The 21,763-nt window shown below is 60.1% G+C and carries 1 protein-coding gene; it reads right to left on the reverse strand.

What is annotated here, in order from left to right; genetic code table 11:
• Position 1 precedes the first annotated feature (1 nt).
• A complete protein-coding gene (locus D9597_RS15005; protein WP_130223176.1) occupies positions 2-21,670 on the reverse strand; it encodes an Ig-like domain-containing protein in 21,669 nt (7,222 codons plus the stop codon).
• Positions 21,671-21,763: the final 93 nt, after the last annotated feature.

Below are 21,763 nucleotides of genomic sequence, written 5' to 3' on the forward strand. Positions count from 1 at the left end.
TTTACACCACCATCAACTGATGATTCGCCAGCAATGTGGCGAGGTCGGTATGCACGCCCGTCAGCGTGACCACGTTAGTTGCCGCAAAAGTGCCGCCCGTGCCGTCGCGGTCGATCTGCACGATGGTGTCGCTGCCGCTCTGGGTGACTTTGACAAAATCACCGATGTTTCCGGCCTGCGCATCCAGCGTCGCCACGCCGTTGACGTAGCTGGCTTTGCCATTACCGGTATAGCCGCTGCCCTGTAACAGCTCGCGGATATCAATGCGATCGGTGTCGGCGGTGCCTTCCCATGTCCCTACCGTAAAACCATTCACCACGTCCGAGCCGTTGCCGCCAGTGGCGTCGCTGGCGTTGAGCAGTTTATAGAGCAAGGTGTCGTGACCGCCGTTGCCGATGTTGAGCGTGTCGTTACCGCCGCGCCCTTCCAGTTGGTTATCGCCGCTGCTGCCCGTCAGGGTGTCGTTAAAGTTTGAGCCGGAAATGCCTTCGATATTGGTAAATGTCGAGGTGTTAAAGCCGGTCGCCTGGGCAGTGGTGGTGCTTAAGTTGGCGGTGATCCCCACTGTGGAGAGGCGGAAATCGACCACGTCCATCCCGCCGTTCGCCAGCCAGGTTCCGGTGCCGGAGCTGTACACCCAGCCGCCGGAACCGTCGTAGGTGTCGGTACCTGCGGTAGCGAAGAAGGTATCGTTATAGCCGGTACCAACGAACTTACCGTTGTTGCTCGCCGTGCCTGCTTCGGCGCTGAGATCGTAAGCGTGGGTAGCATCAGTGGCATGTAAACCGCCCCAACTGGTATTCACCGTCTGGTCGATATTGCTGGCAGTGGTGCCGGTGGATTTGATCAGCACCGCGTTGTAAGTTTCCCCGGCATTCAGTCCGTAGAAATTGACCAGCGCCGAGGTGTCGTTGACGCCCATCCCCGACTGCGGGTTGATGATTTGCGTGGCGACCAGCACTCCCGCCGAGTTGTAGAGTTTTACGGTATTACCGTAATAGACGTTAATGCCGTTGGGATCGGTGATACGCAGGTGCAGCGAGGTGCCGTAGCTCACCGTGTTGGTGTTACGGATGAGGAACACGCTGCCCGACTGTTTGGTCACCAGCACATCCACCGCGCCGTCCCAGTCGTAATCCATTGCCGCCACGCCGCTGGTGATGCCGCTCTGGCTGCCGCCGAGGGTAGATTGTGTCCAGTTACTGGCATTACTGACGTTAGTATAGAGGTACGACTGCCCGGTCTGAGCAATACGCGCGATATCCATTAACCCGTCATGATCCCAGTCCACTGCCACGCTGAACTGGCTGGCATAGGTTGTACCCGTTGCCCCCACCGCCACCGGATTCCCCAACACGCCGTTGGTATTGAATAACAGCGAGCCGTAGTTAGCTCTTCCCTGGCTGGCGGGCAGGAAGAGGTCCATATCGCCGTCACCATCGAAATCTGCCCAGGTCATGGACACAGACGTCGAGTTACCACCACTGCCTGCAACACTGAGGAAGGTGTTGATGGTGTTCTGCCCCCAGACAAACGTACCGTTGCCCTGGCTGATGAGCGATGAAAGGGTGTAGTAGTTATTCAGGTTGAAGGTGTGCTGAACCAGGTCTACCCTGCCGTCATTATTCAGATCGACGCCGGAACCTTCGTTAAGGGAAAGATAGCCGTTTACTACCCCGCCGACCGTGGCGCTTCCTCCGTTGTTGGCGGTGGTGGAGTTGCCTACCAGAGTGCCTGCGTTATTCCACAGGAAGGTATTAGAGTCCGGCCCGCCCGCGTCGCCAATCCAGAAATCGAGATAGCCGTCGCCCTCTTTATCAAACGCCACAATCGAGCCATACCACGTCAGCGTGCCGACGTTCACCTGAATCGCGCTGGAAAAGGTGCCGTCGCCGTTATTGGTAAAGCCGTTGATATAGCCCGTACCGTAGTCATCACGGGTGATAAACAGATCGCCCGTGCCGTTACGGTCATAATCGGCAATTGAACTGGTGGCGTAGTTGTTGCCGCTTTGCACCAGCGTCAGTGCGGTCTTCGACCAGGTGAGCGGATCGGTTGATTGCATAATTTGCTGGTTAGCCAGCACCGTCCACATCCCGTGGTTGTCGAGGCCGTAGGTCAGCCCCCAGGCGGTCGTTTTATTGGCAGTTGTCCAGGCGGGCGTGTAATCAATCGCCGCGTTGACCGTCACCGTGCCGTTGCTGACGTTGGCGGTGTTGCCGTTACCCGCCGAGCTTTTTACCTGCGCGGTGACGTTATAGGCGGTCGCGGACGCCGCCAGCACATCGGTATCCGGTAACTGCACATACCAGGTGTTATGCGCCGGATCGACTACCACCGCACCGCCCGGCTGCGAGGTGTAGGTTTTGCCATTGATGACCACTTCGACATACTGCCCGCTGGCGAGCGCGGCAGTGATCACCCCGCTGATAATCGGCGTGGTATCGCGCGTGGTCTGGCTGGTGATTTGCGCCAGCGTGGTCGGAATAGAAGTATCGACCGTCAGAACAAAATCACTGGAGGAGGTGATATTCCCTGCCAGATCCACTACCCGCGCGCTGTAGGTGTACGCGCCGCTGACCAGCCCGCTGTCGCTGTAGGTCCAGTTCAACGCGCCGACCATCGTCACCGCGCCTAACAGCAGACCGTTACGGTAGAGGTAAACCACTTCGCCGCTGGCCAGCGGACCGGAGAGCACGCCGTTCAGCAGTGGCGAGGTATCGTCGGTGGCCTGCGAACTGCTTAACGTCCCCTGACGCTGCCCGACATCATCGGTATACGACACAATAGTTGGCGTGGCGGTGGGGTTAATCGTATCGACCACCACCGTTTTCGACACCACCGGGCCTGTATTTCCCGCCAGATCCAGCACCCGCACCTGATAAACATAGCTGCCATCGGTCAGCGTGCGGCTGTCGGTGTAAGTCCACTGCGTGCCGTTGGTAGTGAGCGTGGTCCAGGTCGCACCGCCATCAAGGCTAATCTGCGCCACTTCGCCGCTGGCAAGCCCCGCCCCCAGCGAACCGGTCAGCGTGAGCGAGGTATCACTGGTGATAAAGTCGGTGGACGAACTCCCCGTGTCGGTGCTGATGCTGGCGATGGTCAACACCTGCGCCGGGTTAACGGTGTCAATCTGCGCCGTCTGACTGCCCGTTGCGCCAACGTTGCCTGCCAGATCGACCACTCGCACCTGCCAGGTGGTCGTGCCGTTAGTCAACGTGCGCCCGTCAGCGTATGTCCAGTTGAGGCCGTCTGCCGCCAGCGTCACATTCACCCAGGTTGCACCGTTGTCGGTGCTGATTTGCGCGAATTCATTAGTGCCGAGCGCCGCGCCCAGTACGCCGCGCACGGTAAGCGAGGTGTCGCTGGTAATAAAATCGCTGCTGCTGGCTCCGGTGTCGTCACTGATACCGGTAATGGTGATGCTTTTCGCCGCTTCCGGACTGGTGGTATCGACCACCACGTTTTGCGTCGCGGTCTGCCCGACGTTCCCCGCCAGATCCACCACCCGCACCGTGTAGTTCCAGGTGCCGTCGGTCAGTGTGCGACCATCGGCATAGCTCCAGCTGGTGCCGATAACGGTTAACGTGGTCCAGGTAATCCCGCCGTCGAGGCTGATTTGCGCTCGTTCATCAGCGGCCAGCGCCGCACCGAGCGTACCGCGCACGGTCAGCGTGGTGTCGCGAGTAACAAAATCGCTGCTGCTTAACCCGGTGTCATCGCTGATGCCCGCAATGGCGATGGTTTTGCTCGCCAGCGGCGCGGTGGTGTCAACGGTGACAATCTGGCTGGCGGTCGCACCGATATTTCCGGCGGTGTCGATCACCCGCACCTGATAGTTGTAGTTACCGTCAGTCAGCGTGCGTCCGTCAAGGTACGTCCAGGTTAATCCGCTTACGGAAAGATTCTGCCAGGTGGTGCCGCCGTCGATGCTGATTTGCGCGAACTCACCGGCAGCCAGCGTCGCCCCCAGCGTGCCGCTTACCGCTAGCGTCGTGTCGCTGGTGACAAAATCATTAGTGATCAATCCGGTATCGGTGGTGATCGCGCTGATGGCGATGGTTTTTACTGCTGGATCTGGCGCGATGGTGTCGATCACCACGTTCTGGCTGTCGGTCGCGCCGACGTTGCCCGCTGCGTCAATCACCCGCACCTGATAGAGATAGTTGCCATCGGTCAGCGTGCGGCTGTCGTTATAGCGCCAGGTCGTGCCGGTAACGGTAAGCGTGGTCCAGGTTACGCCGCCGTCGATACTGATTTGCGCCGTCTCGTTACTGGCAAGCGCGGCGGTGAGCGAGCCGTTGACCACCACCGGGCTGACGCTAGTGATAAAGTCGCTGGCGCTAAGGCCAGTGTCGGCTTGCAGGGAATCGATATTAATACCCATCGCCGGGGCGCTGAGATCGACGGTAATGGTGTGATTGCTGCTGCCGGTATTGCCAATGGCATTGCTCACCGAGGCGTTAATCACGTAGGCGTTGCCGTCCGCCAGCGCGGTGACATCGGCGCTGCCGAGGGTGTAGCTCCAGCTACCGCCCGTCTGCACCGTGGTGGTGTAGGTTTTGCCGTTTAAGGTCAGGGTCAGCGTCTGCCCGACGGGCGCGGTGGTGGTGCCGCTGATCACCAGCGACGAGCCGTGTTCCGCTGCATTCACCACATCGTCGCCCGCAAAGGTGTTGATGGTGACCGTTGGCACGTCGCCATTGAGGGTCACGCCACGGCTGGCGCTGCCGAGGTTTCCGGCCTGATCGCTGACCGTCGCGCTGATGGTGTAGCTGCCGTCGCTTAATCCGGCAAACTGCTGCGCCGGAATAAAGACCGACCAGCTTCCGCCGCTGCCAACCATTGCGGTCCAGGTTTGCCCGTTAAAGGTAACGGTCACCGTCTGGCCCACTTCGGCGGTGGTGGTGCCGCTGATGGTTTGCCCGGCGAGCTGTTCGGCGTTGTTGATAATATCGTCACCCGCCACGGTGGCGATGGTCACCGTTGGCGCAACGGTATCGACGGTCAGGGCGTGCGTGGTTTGACCGGGGTTACCGGCGCGATCGTTCACGCTGGCGGTAATGGTCTGCGCGCCCTGCCCGAGCGCGGCCAGATCTGCCGCAGGCACGTTCAGCGCCCAGGTGCCATTGGCAGCAACCGTGGCGGTATAGGTTTTGCCGCCAAAGGTGACAGTGACCGTCTGCCCCACTTCCGCGCTGGTCGAGCCGTTAAGGGTTAACGGCTGCTGCTGTTCAGCGGCGTTGAGTCGGTCGTCCGTCGAAACGGTGTTAATGCTGATAACCGGCGCAGTGAGATCCACCGCTACGCTGCGCGAGGCCGTGGCACTGTTTCCGGCGCTGTCCTGCGCGGAGGCGCTAACCGTATAGCTGGTGCCATCTGCCAGTGCCGCGACGTCCGCCGCTGGCACATTCACGCTCCAGCTCCCGTTGCTTTGAATGGTGGCGCTGTAGCCTTTGCCGTTAAGCAACACGGTCACCACTGTACCTGCGGCAAAGTTCGTTCCGGTACCGCTCAGGGTCAGCGCACTGCCTGCTTCAGCGGCGTTAATAAGGTTATCGCCGCTGATGGTGCTGACCGAGAGCGACACTGCCGCCGTGTTCACCTGCACATTGTGCGTCTGCGTGCTGCTGTTGCCTGCGCTATCGGTGATAGTGGCGCTGATGGTCACCGTGCCGTCCGCAAGGCCGGAAATCACGCTGGCAGGCACGCCGACACTCCAGTTGCCGCTGGCATCGGTGCTGGTGACATACTGCTGCCCGGCGATGGTCACCACCAGGCGGTCACCTGCCACCGCGCCCGTGGCGGTGCCGCTGATAATCTGCGCCTGAGTGTGTTCGACGTTGTTAATCACATCATCGCCCGCCACGGTGTTAAAGCTGATCACCGGCGCGGTGGTATCGACGGTCACGCCTTTGCTGGCGCTGCCGGGGTTACCCGCCAGATCGCTGACCGTGGCGGTCAGGGTGTAGCCGTTATTGGCAAGTGCGGTTAAGTCGCTGGCGGGCAGCGTTAAGCTCCAGCTACCGTCTGCCTGCACCGTGGTCTGGTAGGTAGTACCGTTAAGCGTGACGGTGAGCGTCTGCCCGGTTTGCGCGGTGCTGGTGCCGGACACCGTTACGCCCGCCGCCGCTTCGCTGGTATTGATGATGTTATCGCTGGCAATGGTGTTGATAGTCACCGTTGGTGCGGCGCTATCGACGCTGTATTCGTGCGTTGCCGTGGCGCTGTTGCCGTTGACGTTAGTCACCCGCACCTGGGCGCTGGCATCACCGTCACGCAACGTCGCCATATCCGCAGCCGGAACGGTGGTGCTCCAGCTACCGTTAGCCGCCACCGTGGTGGTGTAGGTTTTGCCGCCAAAGGTGACGGTAACGGTTTGCCCCGCTTCGACGCCGGACGTGCTGCCGGAAAGCGTTAGCGCCACGCCTTTTTCGGCGGCGTTAATCACATCATCGCTGGTGATGGCGTTAATACTGACGGCGACGGTAGTGAGATCAACGGTCAGCGGATGGGTAATGCTGGTTTGCGTTCCGGCACTGTTCGCGCCGCTCACGCTAATGTTCAGCGTTCCCGCAGGCCAGTTGCTGACATCCGCCGCCGGAACGCCGACGCTCCAGGTGCCGTTTGCCAGCACCGTGGCGGCGTAAGTTTGGTTATTAATCACCACCGTCAATGCCGTCCCTGCGGCAAAACCGGAACTGCTGCCAGTAATCACCTGCGCCTGACTGTGTTCGATGATATTGACCACATCATCGCCCGCAACGGTATCGACTCGCAGACCTGGCAGACTGGCATCGATGGTGATATCGCGCGTGCCGCTACCGGTGTTGCCAACGGCGTTGGTGACCGAGGCGTTAACGGTTAACTCACCGTTACCCAGCGCCTGCCAGTCGGCTGAGGGGACACTCACGCTCCAGCTTAAATCTGGCTGGACGGTGGCGCTGTAGGTTTTGCCGCCCAGCGCAACGGTGACGGTGCTGCCCGCCGCCGCACCGGTTACCTGACCGCTGATGGTTTGTGCGCTGCCTGCTTCGGCGGCATTGATAATATCGTCCGTCGCCACCGGATTAAGGGTGACGCCCGGCAGCGCGGTATTGACCTGCACGTTATGGCTGGCGGTGCTGCTGTTGCCCTGAGCGTTGGTGACGCTCGCCGTCACGCTGTAGGTGGCTTCGCCCAGCGCACTGACTGCCGAGGCGGGTACGGTAACGCTCCAGTTGCCGGAAGCGTCGGTGGTAGTGCTGTAGTTTTGTCCATTCAGCGTCACGGTGATCGCCGTACCCGCAGGCTGATCGCTGGTGCCAGTCAGTTGTAGGTTCGATCCTTTTTCCGTCGCGTTGATCACATCATCGCCCGCGATGGTGTTGATGCTAATCACTGGTGCGCTGAGGCTGACGGTCACAGTGCGGCTGGCGTCGTCGCTGTTGCCCGCCCGATCGCTGACACTCGCGGTGATCGTCTGCGCACCGCTACCGAGTGCCGTAACATCCGCCGCCGGGACACCGACGCTCCAGTTGCCGGAGGCATCCAGGGTGGTGGTGTAGGTTTTGCCGTTGAGCACAACGCTCACCACATCGCCCGCTTCTCCGCCCGTGCTGGTGCCGGAAATCACCAGCGCCTGCCCGTGTTCGGCGTCGTTGATGATGTCATCGCCCGCCACGGTGTTAATGGTGAGAACGGGCGCGGTGGTGTCTATCGCCAGATTATGGCTGGCGCTGCCGGGGTTGCCCGCTTTGTCGTTGACCGTGGCGCTGACGGTGTAATTGCTTGCGGTCAGCGCACCTAAGGCTGAGGTGGGAACGCTGACGCTCCAGCTACCGTCCGCCTGCACATTACCGCTGTAGGTTGCGCCATTAAGGGTGACGGTGACCGTCTGCCCGGTTTCGGCGGTGCTGGTGCCGCTGATGGTGAGCGGGCTTCCGGCCTCCGTGGCGTTAAGAATATCGTCGCTGGCGATAGTATTAATGGTGAGCGTCGGCGCGCTGGCGTCAACGCTATACGCATGGGTCGCCGAGGCACTGTTACCGCTCGCGCTGCTGACGCTGGCCTGCACGTTCGCCGCGCCGTCTGGCAGAGTTGCCAGATCTGCCGCCGGAACGTTCACGCTCCAGCTTCCGTTGGCGGCGACGCTTGCGGTGTAGGTTTTGCCGCCAAAGGTGACGGTAACGGTTTGCCCGCTTTCAATCCCGCTGGTGCTGCCTGAAAGGGTCAGGTCGGCACCTTTTTCGGCGGCGTTAATCACGTCGTCGCTGGCGACCGTATTGATGCTGATTGCCACCGCCGTTAAATCGACGGTGAACGGATGGCTGACGCTGACCGGGTTTCCGGCACTGCTCTGTCCTGCCACGTCAACGGTTAACGGCCCCGCAGGCCAGGCGCTGACGTTTGCCGCCGGAATGCCGACACTCCAGCTCCCATCCGCCTGTACCGTGGCGGCATAGGCCACACCGTTGATGGTGACCGTCAGCGCTGCGCCTGCATTCAGGCCGCTACTGCCACCAGTGATTACCAGCGCCTGCCCGTGTTCGATACTGTTGACGATATCATCGCCCGCTACCGTATCCACGCGCAGCCCCGGCAGGTTGGCGTCAATGGTGATATCCCGCGTGCCGCTACCCGTATTGCCATTCGCGTTGGTGACCGAGGCGGTAATGGTCAAATCGCCATTGCCCAGCGCCTGGAGATCGGCTGCCGGAACGCTGATACTCCAGCTTAAGTTGCCCTGTACCGTGGTGGTGTAAGTGTTGCCGCCCAGCGTCACGGTGACCGTATCGCCAGCGGCGGCGCGGGTCACTACCCCGCTGATGGTTTGATCGGCCCCCGCTTCAGCGGCGTTGATAATATCGTCACCCGCCACAGTATTGATGGTGACGCCCGGCAGGCCGCTGTCGACCAGTAAATTCGCCTGGCTACTGGCGGTGTTGCCTGCCGGACTGGTGGCGCTGGCGCTGACCGTATAGTTGGCCTGGCCTAAAGCCGCCAGATCGCTCACCGGAACGGTTAAGGTCCAGTTGCCTGCTGCGTCGGTGGTGGCGCTGTAGTTATGACCGTTGAGCGTGACGGTAACCTGTGCGCCTGTCGCCAGCCCCGTACTGCTACCGCTGATGGTCAACGGCTGGCCTTTTTCATCGGCGTTCAGGACGTTATCGCCGCTGATGGCGTTAAAGGTAATTGACGGCAGGCCAGTATTGACCGTCACCTGGTGCGTGGCGCTGCCGCTGTTTCCGGCGGCATCGGTGACGCTGGCGTTAATGGTCACCGTGCCGTTCGCCAGTGCCGTGACGACGCTTGCCGGGACGCCGACGCTCCAGTTACCGCTGGCGTCCAGCACGGTGGTAAAGGTGTTTATGCCGATAGTCACCGTCACGGTGCTACCGGTTGCCGCACCCGTGGCGGAGCCGCTGATAATCTGCGCCTGGGCGTGTTCCGTCGCGTTGATCACATCATCGCCCGCCACCGTGTTGATGGTGACAACCGGAACGGAAGTATCCACCGTCAGGTTGTGATTAACCGAGGCCGGGTTACCGGCTTTGTCGCTCACCGCCGCGCTAACGGTGTAGTTGCTGGCGGTCAGGGCGCTTAAGTCGGCTGTCGGCACGCTGACGCTCCAGCTGCCGTCCGTCTGTACGGTGCCGGTATAGTTTGCGCCATTGAGTGTGACGGTCACCGTCTGCCCCGCTTCCGCCGTGCTGCTGCCAGTGATGGCCAGCGCAGCTCCCGCTTCGGCGGCGTTAAGAATATCGTCGCCCGCGATGGTGTTGATGGTCACCGTTGGCGCACTGGCATCGACGCTGTAAGCGTGGGTCGTGGTGGCGCTGTTGCCGTTAACATTGCTGACGCTGGCCTGCGCGCTGGCATCACCATCACGCAGGGCTGCCATATCTGCCGCCGGAACCGTGGTGCTCCAGGAACCATTCGCCACGACGCTTGCTGTGTAGGTTTTGCCGCCAAAGGTGACGGTGACCGTTTGTCCGGCTTCGACGCCAGAGGTACTGCCAGTGAGCGTTAACGCCGCGCCTTTTTCAGCGGCGTTAATCACATCATCGGCGGTAATGGCGTTGATGCTGACGGCAATCGCCGAGAGATCGACAGTCACCGGATGCGTAACGCTGACCGGATTTCCGGCTGTAGTGCTACCGCTCGCCGTAATCGTGACCGTCCCCGCAGGCCAGGCGCTGACATCCACCGCCGGAACGCCGACGCTCCATGAGCCATCCGCCAGCACCGCCGCAACATAGGTTTGCCCGTTAATGGTCAGCGTGACGTTACTGCCCGTCGCCAGACCGGAACTGCTGCCGGTAATCACCAGCGCCTGCCCGTGCTCGATAATGTTGACCACATCATCGCCAGCTACAGTATCGACCCGCAGACCGGGGAGATTCGCGTCTATGGTAATTTCCCGCGTGCCGTTACCGGTATTGCCTACGCTGTTCGTCACCGAAGCCGAAATGGTCAGTTCGCCGTTGCCCAATGCCTGTAAAGCGGCTGCCGGAACATTAATACTCCAGCTTAAATTCGCCTGCACCGTGGCGGTGTAAGTCGCCCCGCCGAGCGTGACGGTTACCGTGTCGCCTGCCGCCGCGCCTGTGACCTGACCGCTGATGGTCTGGCCCGCGCCCGCTTCGGCAGCGTTAATAATATCGTCGCTCGCCACAACGTTAATGGTGACGCCAGGTAGCGCGGTATTGACCTGCACGTTATGGCTGGCGGAACCGCTGTTGCCATCAACATCGGTTGCGGCGGCGGTTACGGTATAAGTCGCTTCACCGAGCGTACCAACCGCAGACGCCGGAACGGTCACGCTCCAGTTACCGGAAGCATCGGCAGTAGTGGTGTAATTTTGCCCGTTGAGCGTAACGGTTACCTGCGTGCCCGCAGGCTGGTTGCTGCTGCCGGAAATCGCCAGATCCGCGCCTTTCTCCGTGGCGTTGATGATGTCGTCGACGGCGATGGTGTTAATGCCGAGCACGGGTGCACCGAGCGCCACGCTGACAATGTGCGAGGCTGTGCCGCTGTTGCCTGCGGAGTCGGTGACCGTGGCGGTAATGGTCACATCACCCTGCGCCAGTGCGGAAATCACGCTGGCAGGCACGCCGATACTCCAGTTGCCGTTGGCGTCCAGCACGGTGGTGTAGGTGGTCGTGCCAATCGTCACGGAAACTGAGTTACCAGTCGTCGCGCCCGTTGCCGAGCCGCTGATAATCTGCGCCTGAGCATGTTCCGTGGCGTTGATGATGTCATCGCCCGCTACCGTGTTAATGGTGACGACCGGAGCGGCAAGGTCCACCGTCAGGTTATGCGTTGCCGAGGTCGGGTTGCCCGCTTTGTCGCTGACCGCCGCACTCACCGTATAGGGGCTGGCGGTAAGGTTGGCTAAATCGCCAGTCGGGACGCTGACACTCCAGCTTCCGTCTGCTTGTACGTTGCCGCTGTAATCGACGCCGTTTAGCGTCACGGTCACCGTCTGTCCGGCTTCTGCCGTACTGGTGCCGCTGATGGTCAGCGCCGATCCCGCTTCCGCAGCATTAAGAATATCGTCGCTGGCAATGGTGTTGATGGTGATCGTTGGCGCGGTGGCATCAACGCTGTAAGCATGCGTTGCCTGGGCATTGTTACCAGCTACGTTGCTGACGCTGGCTTGTACGTTTGCTGCGCCATCTGGCAAGGTTGCGAGATCCGCTGCCGGAACTGTCAAGCCCCAGCTACCGCCCGTTGCCACGGTGGTGGTGTAGCTTTTGCCGCCGAAAATAACGGTAATGGTCTGCCCCGCTTCCACGCCGGAGGTGGTGCCGGAGAGCTGCAAATCAGAGCCTTTTTCGGCGGCGTTAATGACATCGTCTGTGGAAAGGGTGTTGATGGTGATCGCCACGGTAGCGAGATCGACCGTGACCGGATGAGTAATGCTGGTTGTGGTTCCGGCAGTATTAGTGCCAGAGACGGCAATATTGACCGTCCCCGCAGGCCAGTTTGTGACATCCGCTGCCGGAACGCCGACGCTCCAGGTGCCATCGGCGAGTACCGTTGCGCCGTAGGTGACATTGTTGATAACCACCGTCAACGCCGCCCCCGCCGCCAGTCCGGTGCTGCTACCGGTAACCACCAGCGCCTGACCGTGCTCGATAATATTGACCACATCATCGCCTGCCACCGTATCGACCCGCAGGCCTGGCAGGTTGGCATCTATCACGATATCGTGCGTTGCGGTGCCGGTATTACCCACGTTATTAGTCACCGAGGCGCTGATGGTCAGCTCACCGTTGCCCAGCGCCTGCAAAACGTTCGCAGGTACGCTGACGCTCCAGCTTAAATCTGACTGCACGGTGGCGTTATATTGATTGCCACCAATGGTGACAATCACCGTATTCCCCGCAACCGCCGTTCCCGTCACCTGACCGCTGATGGTCTGCGCCACAGCGATTTCAGCCGCGTTGATAATGTCATCGCCCGCCACGGTATTAATGATTACCCCAGGCAGGAGCGATTCGACATTCACCGTATGGGTGGTACTGCCGCTGTTGCCTGCGCTGTCGGTGGCGCTGGCGCTAATCTGGTACACCGCCTCGCCCAGCGCGCCGACTGCCGAAGCAGGCACGGTAACGCTCCAGTTGCCGGAACCGTCGGTGATGGCGCTGTACGCCAGGCCGTTCAACATCACGGTGACCGTAGTGCCGGTCGCCAGACCGCTGGAGCCGCCGCTGATGGTCAGATCCTGAGTTTTCTCCGCATTATTAATGATGTCGTCGCCGGAGACGACATTGATGGTCAGCGTCGGGCCGCTGAGATCAACGGTCACATCGTGAGTCGTGCTGTCGCTGTTGCCCGCGCGATCGCTCAGGCTGGCGGTGATGGTCTGGCTACCGGTTGCCAGCGCCGTGACATCCGCCGCCGGAATACCCACGCTCCAGTTACCGGAGGCGTCCAGCGTGGTGGTGTAGTTTTTACCGTTCAGGTTAACCGTGACCACATCGCCCGCCGCCGCGCCCGTACTGGTTCCGCTGACGACCAGCGCCTGCCCGTGTTCGATGGCGTTAATAATGTCATCGCCCGCGACGGTGTTAATGGTGAGATCCGGCGCGGTGACGTCCACCGCCAGCGCATGGTCGGCGCTTGCCGGGTTGCCCGCTTTGTCGCTCACCGTCGCAGTCACGGTATAGCTACTGGCGGTTAATCCGCTTAAATCCGTTGCCGGAACATTCACGCTCCAGGTGCCATCCGCGAGAACAGTAGTCTGGTAAGTGTTGTTATTGAGCGTGACGGTCAGCGTCTGCCCGGCCTGCGCCGTGGTGGTGCCGCTGATGGTGATCCCCGCGCCCGCTTCGCTCACGTTAAGGATATCGTCGCTGGCGATGGTGTTGATGGTCACAAGCGGCGCGGTGGCATCGACGCTGTACGCGCGATCCGCCTGGGCGTTATTGCCGTTAATGTTGCTGACGCTTGCCTGCACGTTGCCCGCGCCGTCCGGCAGCGAAGCGAGATCGGCAGGCGGTACATTCACCGTCCAGCTACCGTTGGCTTCCACAGTAGTGGTGTAATTTTTGCCGCCAAAGGTGACGGTCACCGTCTGCCCAGCTTCCACACCGCTGGTACTGCCGCTTACGACCAGCGTTTCGCCTTTTTCGACGGCGTTGATCACATCATCGCCAGAGAGTGTGTTAATGGTGATGGCGACCGCCGCCAGATCGACGGTGACCGGATGGGTGATGGTGGAGGTTGTTCCGGCGCTGTTAGTGCCGCTTACCGTAATATCCACCGTACCCGCAGGCCAGTTGCTAACGTCTGCCGCCGGAACACCGAGGTTCCACGTGCCGTCGGCTAACACCGTCGCGGCGTAAGTGACGTTGTTGATCACAACCGTTAACGCCGTTCCTGCCGTCAGTCCGGTGCTGCTCCCGGTGATCACCAGCGCCTGATTGTGCTCAATGCTGTTAATAACGTCATCGCCCGCTACGGTATCGACACGCAGACCAGGCAGATTGGCGTCGATTGTGATATCCCGCGAGCCGCTGCCCGTGTTGCCAACGCCGTTGGTGACCGAGGCGTTAACTGTCAGAGAACCGTTACCCAGCGCCTGAATATCCGCTGCCGGAACGTCCACACTCCAGCTTAAATTAGCCTGCACCGTGGTGGTGTAGGTGTTGCCACCCAGCGTAACGGTGACCGTATCTCCCTGCGCCGCACCCGTGACCTGGCCGCTGATGGTTTGCGCATTGCCCGATTCGGCAGCGTTAATAATATCGTCAGTCGCCACCGCGTTAATGGTGACAGCAGGCAAGGCGCTGTTGACCTGCACATTATGGCTGGCGGAATTGCTGTTACCTGCCGTATCAGTGACGTTTGCGGTTACCGTGTAGTTGGCCTCACCCAATGCACTGACCGCCGAGGCTGGCACCGTGGCACTCCAGTTGCCGGAAGCATCTGTGGTGGCGGTATAATTTTGCCCGTTCAGCGTCACCGTAATGGTGGTGCCTGCGGGCTGATTACTGGTGCCCGTAATTTGCAGATCCACGCCTTTTTCCGTGGCGTTAATCACGTCATCCGTAGCAATGGTGTTGATGCCAATAGTTGGTAAGGTGAGATTTACGGTAACTGTGCGGCTGGCGTCATCGCTATTACCCGCGATATCCGTAATGGTGGCAGTAATGGTTTGCGGGCCGCTGCCCAGCGCGGTGACATCTGCCGCCGGAACGCCGACGCTCCAGTTGCCGGAAGCGTCCAGCGTGGTGGTGTAGGTTTTACTGTTTAGCGTGACGGTGATGACATCGCCCGCTTCGCCGCCAGTGCTGGAGCCGGAGATCACCAGCGCCTGTCCGTGTTCGGTAGCGTTAATAATGTCATCGCCGGAGACGGTGTTGATTGTCAGCACGGGAACAGTGAGATCCACCGCCAGACCGTGGGTGGCGGTCGCCGAATTACCTGCTTTATCGCTTACCGAGGCGCTGACCGTGTACGGGCTGGCGGTCAGATTGCTGAGATCCGCCGTCGGCACGCTGACGCTCCAGCTTCCGTCCGCCTGAACGGTGCCGCTGTAAGTAATGCCATTCAGGGTGACGGTTACCGTCTGACCCGCTTCGGCGCTACTGCTGCCGCTGATGGTTAACGGATTGCCCGCCTCGGCGGCGTTAAGAATATCGTCGGTGGCGATGGTATTAATGGCAAGCGTCGGTGCCGTGGCGTCGACGCTGTAGGCGTGGGTTGCCGAAGCCGTGTTGCCATTAATATTGCTGACGCTGGCCTGTACCGTAGCGTCGCCGTCTCGTAACGCGCTGAGATCGGCGGCAGGTACGCTGGTTGTCCAGCTACCATCTCCGGCAACGGTGGCGGTGTAGCTTTTACCACCAAAGGTGACGGTGACGGTTTGCCCCGCTTCCACGCCGAATGTGTTGCCGGAAAGGGTTAAATCTGCCCCTTTTTCGGCGGCGTTAATCACATCGTCGCCGGAAACGGTGTTAATGGAAATCGCCACCGCCGCCAGATCGACGGTGACCGGATGGGTGATAGTGACCGGGTTTCCGGCGCTACTGGCGCCTGAAACCGTGATATCCACCGTCCCCGCAGGCCAGTTGCCCACATCTGCCGCCGGAACACCAACGCTCCACGTGCCATCGGCTAATACTGTCGCAGCGTAAGTGACCGTGTTAATCACCACCGTCAGCGCCGCGCCCGTCGCCAGCCCGCTGCTACTACCGGTTATTACCAGCGCCTGAGCGTGCTCGATGCTATTGACCACATCATCGCCCGCCACCGTATCAACGCGCAGACCTGGCAGGTTGGCATCGATAGTTATATCGCGCGAACCGCTGCCGGTATTGCCAACGCCGTTGGTCACCGAGGCGTTAACCGTGAGGTCGCCATTACCGATGGCCTGAATATCCGCTGCCGGAACGTCCACGCTCCAGCTTAAATTCCCCTGCACGGTAGCGGTGTAGGTTTTCCCGCCTAGCGTCACGGTAACCGTATCGCCCGCCGCCGCGCCCGTCACCTGACCGCTGATGGTCTGCGCCACGCCCGATTCGGCGGCGTTAATAATATCGTCAGTCGCTACCGGATTAATGGTGACACCCGGCAACGCGGTATTGACCTGCACGTTATGGCTGGCGGAATTGCTGTTGCCTGCGCTGTCGGTGACGTTCGCCGTCACCGTGTAGCTGGCTTCGCCCAGCGCACCGACGGCAGAGGCTGGCACCGTGGCGCTCCAGTTGCCGGAGGAATCGGTTGTAGCGGTGTAATTTTGCCCGTTAAGCGTCAGCGTAATCGTGGTGCCCGCTGGCTGATTACTGGTGCCGGAAATTTGCAGATCCGCGCCTTTTTCAGTGGCGTTAATGATGTCATCGGTGGCGATGGTGTTAATGCCAATGGTCGGCGCGGTAAGGTTAACGGTGACCGTGTGCGTTTCGCTGTCGCTATTACCTGCCGCATCGGTAATGCTGGCAGTGATGGTTTGCGGGCCGCTACCCAGCGCCGTGACATCCGCCGCCGGAACGCCGACGCTCCAGTTGCCGGAGGCGTCCAGGGTTGTTGTATAGGTTTTACTGTTTAGCGTGACGGTGACGACATCCCCCGCTTCCCCGCCAGTGCTGGAGCCGGAAATCACCAGCGCCTGCCCATGTTCGGTGGCGTTAATAATGTCATCGCCCGCAATGGTGTTAATGGTGAGTACCGGAACGGTGAGATCCACCGCCAGATTATGCGTGGTGCTCGCCGGGTTGCCCGCTTTGTCATTGACCGTGGCGGTCAGGGTGTGGCTGCCATCGGTCAATGCTGCGAGATCTGCCGCCGGAATATTGATGCTCCAGCTGCCGTCCGCCTGCACCGTTGCCTGATAGGTCTGCACGGTCGGGCTGTTAAGCGTTATCGTAACAATCTGCCCCGCTTCGGCGGTGGTACTGCCGCTCACCGTCACGCCCGCATCGGCTTCGCTGGCGTTGACGATATTGTCGCTGGCGACGGTATTGATAATGATGGTTGGCGCGCTGCTGTCGACGCTGTAGTTGTGCACCGCCGAGGCGCTATTGCCGTTGATATTGCTGACGCTGGCCTGTGCGGAGGCGCTGCCCTCGGGTAATGACGCCAGATCGGCGGCGGGTACGGTGGCAGTCCAGCTACCATCGCTCGCTACGCTGGCAGTGTAATTTTTCCCGCCAAAGGTGACGGTGACGGTTTGACCGGGTTCTACGTTAGTGGTGGTGCCGGAAAGGGTTAAATCAGCGCCTTTTTCTGCGGCGTTAATCACGTCATCCGTGGCGATGGTGTTGATGGTGATCGCCGCCGGAGTGAGATCCACCGTTACCGGATGCGTAATGCTTATCGGATTTCCGGCGCTACTTTCCCCGGACACGGCAATATTAACCGTCCCCGCAGGCCAGGCGCTAACCTGCGCCGCCGTAACGCCCACACTCCAGCTGCCATCGGCCTGCACCGCAGTGGTGTAGTCCACATTATTAATTGTGACGGTAAGCGGCGTGCCTTCTGCCAGCCCCGAGCTGCTGCCGGTGACAACCAGCGCCTGCCCGTGTTCGATGATATTGACCACATCATCGCCCGCCACCGTATCGACCCGCAGACCGGGCAGATTGGCGTCGATGGTGATATCCCGCGTGCCGCTACCGGTATTGCCGTTTTGATTGGTGACCGAGGCGCTCACCGTTAAATCGCCATTACCCAGCGCCTGAATATCTGCCGCCGGAACGCTCACGCTCCAGCTTAAATTGGCCTGCACGGTGGTGGTGTAAGTATTACCGCCCAGCGTAATCATTACCGTGTCGCCAACGGCGGCTCCAGTAACCTGCCCGCTGATGGTTTGCGCTACGCCCGCTTCGGCGGCGTTAATAATATCGTCGGTTGCCACCGGGTTAATTGTCACACCGGGCAACGCGCTGTCGACCAGCACGTTATGGCTGGCGGTGGCGCTGTTGCCGATACTGCTTGTCACCGCCGCCGTTACCGTGTAGTTGGCCTGGCCCAGCGCGGTTACCGCCGATGCCGGAACCGTGACGCTCCAGTTGCCGGAGGCGTCGGTCGTCGCCGTATAGTTTTGCCCGTTCAGCGTCACGGTGATGGCGGTATTGGCTGGCTGATCGCTGGTACCGGTAATCTGGACATCGGCCCCTTTTTCGCTGGCGTTAATCACATCATCGCCAGCAATGGTGTTAATACCAATTACTGGCGCGGCGGTATCGACCGTGACGGTCAGCGACTGGCTGCCCGTGTTTCCGGCTTTGTCGGTTACTGAGACGCTGACAGGATAACTGCCGTCCACCAGCCCACTGACCACCGAGGCCGGAACGCCCAGACTCCAGTTGCCGGAAGCATCCACCACCGTGGTGTAATTCACATTATTCAGCGTCACAGTGACGATATCGCCCGCCTGTGCGCCAGTGACCGTGCCGCTGATAATTTGCGCCTGAGTGTGTTCCGGCGTGTTGATGACGTTATCGGTCGCCACCGGATTAATGGTTACTACAGGTGGCGTGGCATCGACCAGCGCTACGCGTGAAACGCTGGTCGGATTACCCGCGACATCGTTCACGCTGGCGGTGACCGTGGCGTTGCCGTCAGCCAGTGCGCCAACGTTGGCGGCAGGTACGGCCACACTCCAGGTGCCGTCTGCCTGCACGACGCCCTGATACGTCTGCCCATTCAGCGTGACGGTCACCGTCTGCCCCGGCTGGGCGTCAGTGGTGCCAGTGATTTGCAGATCCTGACCACTTTCGGCGGCGTTGATGACGTTATCGGCGGTCAGCGAATCGATACTTAAGGCTGGCGCCTGACTGTCGACGGTAATGGTGCGGGAGGTGTCGCCAGTGTTACCGCTGATATTAGTGACGGTCGCGGTGATTTCTGCTGCGCCATCGGGCAGGCTGCTTACCGCACTGGCGGGAACGGTCAGGCTCCAGCCGCCACCGGCCTGAACGGTGGTGGTAAAGGTCTGCCCGGCGAATTTCACTACCACGGTTTGCCCGGTTTCCACCAGCTGCGTGGTGCCAGTCAGCGTTAACGGCGCGCCTTTTTCTGCGGCATTAATAATGTCATCGCCGGAGACGGTATTGATGGTGATAAGCACCGCGCCCGGATTGACTTCCACGTTGCGATCGATGGAAACCGGGTTCCCGGCCGGGTCCGTTGCGCTAGCATTAACCACTATCGTACCCGGCGTCAGCGCCTGTAAATCTGCCGCAGGCACGCCTACCTGCCAGTTGCCGTTGCTGTCGGTCACCCCCTGGTAGGTGTTGCCACCGAGCAAAACAGTGACCACTCTTCCTGCGGGAAGATTGGTACTACTACCGGTGATGATCAGGTTTTGCTGCTGCTCAACGGCATTGATCACATCATCACCTGCGATGGTGTCAATGCGCAGCCCCGGCAGCCCGGCACTGATGGTGATATCAAGCGCACTGCTGCCTGTATTGCCATGTACGGTGGTAACCGAAGCATTAATGGTTAACGCACCGTCGCCCAGCGCCTGTAAATCTGCCGCCGGAACGTTCACGCTCCAGGTGAGATTGCTGCCCACTGTCGCCGTGTAAGTATTGCCGCCCAGCTCAATAGTTACCGTATCGCCCTGCGCGGCGCCCACCACGACGCCGCTCAGGGTTTGATCTGCCCCCGCTTCGGCGTTGTTGACAATGTTGTCGCCCGCAAAGGTGTTGATGATCACCTGCGGCAGCACCGTATCGACCAGCAAATTGCTCTGCGCGGTGCCGGTGTTGCCGGTCACATCGGTGGCGCTGGCGGTAACGGTGTAATTGGTGTTTGCCAGATTCAGGACATCGCTCACCGGAACGTTCAGCGACCAGACGCCGCCGCTGACCTGAGCGCTATACGTGACATTATTCAGCGTCACGTTAACCGTGCCGCCGTCAGGTAAATTGCTGGTGCCACTTAACGTGAGCGGCTGCTGAGATTCCAGCGCATTCAGTACGTTATCACCGCTGATGGTATCTATTGCCACCTGCGGCGCGACGCCTGCCAGCGTGATGTTATGGGTCGCTGTACCGGTATTTCCAGCGGCATCGGTAACCGTGACGATGATGTCGTTAGGGCCACGCGCCAGGGTGCGGGTTACCGCCGGATCCAGCGCCACATTCCATGTGCCGTCCGCCAGCACTACGCCTGTCAGAACAGTGGCACCTAACTTCACGGTGACGATATCCCCCGGAGAAGCCCCACTGACCTGACCGGAAATAATCTGCGCCACAATCTGTTCAGCGGTGTTAAGAATATCGTCGCCAGCGATGGTGTTAACGCTAACCACAGGCGCACTGGTGTCTACCGCGAAATTCGCATTGTTACTGGTGGTATTTCCTGCCCGGTCGCTGACGCTGGCGTTTACGGTGTAGTTGCCATCTGCCAGAGCCTGCACTTCTGCGGCAGGCAGCGTCACTTGCCAGGTTCCGTCACTACCGACGGTTGCTGTGTGGGTGACGCCGTTCAGGTTCAGGGTTACGGTTTGCCCCGCTTCCGCATTCGATGTGCCGCTCAGTACCAGCGCGGCGTTATGCTCGGCGGCGCTGACAATGTTGTCCTGGGCGATGGTGTTGATAGCAAGTGTCGGCGGTTGGGTATCGACCGTTAACAGTTGCGCGCCAGTGACCGTATTGCCCGTGGCATCTTTCCCACTGACCAGCACCGCCTGATTCCCTTCGCCTAACGCTTGCGCATCGGCGGTCGGCACCTGCACGCTCCACCCACCGTTAGCCCCAACGGTGGTGGTGTAGGTTTTGCCGTTTAGCGTAACGGTGAGTTCTGTTCCCTGTGCCAGATGGCTACTGGTGCCAGAAAGCGTAAATCCAGCGGCCTGTTCGCTGGCGTTAATGATGTTATCGCCTGCGGTGGTGGCGAGCTGTACGGCGGCCTGACTATTGTCGATGGTTAACGTTATCGAACCGGCGTTAGTAATGGTGCTACCGACGATTTGCACCACTGACCAGGTATGTTCGCCCGCGCTTTGCGTGGGCAAATCGACGCTCCAGCGTCCATCGCTACCAACCTGAGTACTGGCGATGGTGTCACCATTGCTGTCTTTAATCTGAATGGTCGCCCCCGCCTGTCCGCTGCCGCTAAAGGTTGGCGTAGTGTCATCGGTGGTATCGTTGGCGGAAAGAATACCGCGTTGATCGCCCTGATTATCGGTTACCAAAAACGATGGCGTGGCGTTGCCGGGTTCGGCTGGCGGTGGGTTGTTAACCACTTCAGTTTTTGAGCCATCATCGCCACCGCTTGCCAGTAAAGCGCCAAGCGCGCCGCCACCTACCGCCGCCCCCGCCAGCCATCCCCACGGGAAAGCCGTCGTCTGGCCGACGATATCAAGGTACGGCGCAATGCTTTCAATTGCCGTAGTCTGAGCGGTCAGCTCCACGAGCGCTAATCCACCTGCCGCGGTATCGGCAAAGGTGACATGAGTCAGCTGTTGACCATCGGCAAACACCAGTTCGGATTGTTCGCTGGTATTTGCCGCTTGCAGGAAATAACCGTTGCAGCGGATCACCGTGCCGTCCTGCATATAGATCAACAAGTCATTTCCGTCACGAACATAACGCGCAACGGCAGATGCCTGAGCATGAACCTGCACCACAGAGGGCTCATAAATGACAACCGTAACGTCGCCAGGATTGATCAGCGTTTGTTTGACGGATGTTTTTCGCGAAATAACATCAATAATCAGGCTCATAATGGCATTCCTGATAAATGGCGCACATCCTTAGCGAGTCCATTTATCTAAATAAGACAAAGGTAATCACTCAACAACGATGCATACCTGATA

Origin of the sequence: Escherichia sp. E13S3 (assembly GCF_004212325.1) — a bacterium.
In the GTDB taxonomy this organism is placed as follows: domain Bacteria; phylum Pseudomonadota; class Gammaproteobacteria; order Enterobacterales; family Enterobacteriaceae; genus Escherichia.

Coding starts and splice junctions, on each gene's coding strand:
- D9597_RS15005 (WP_130223176.1), bottom strand. CDS start 21,670: ATGAGCCTGATTATTGATGTTATTTCGCGAAAAACATCCGTCAAACAA.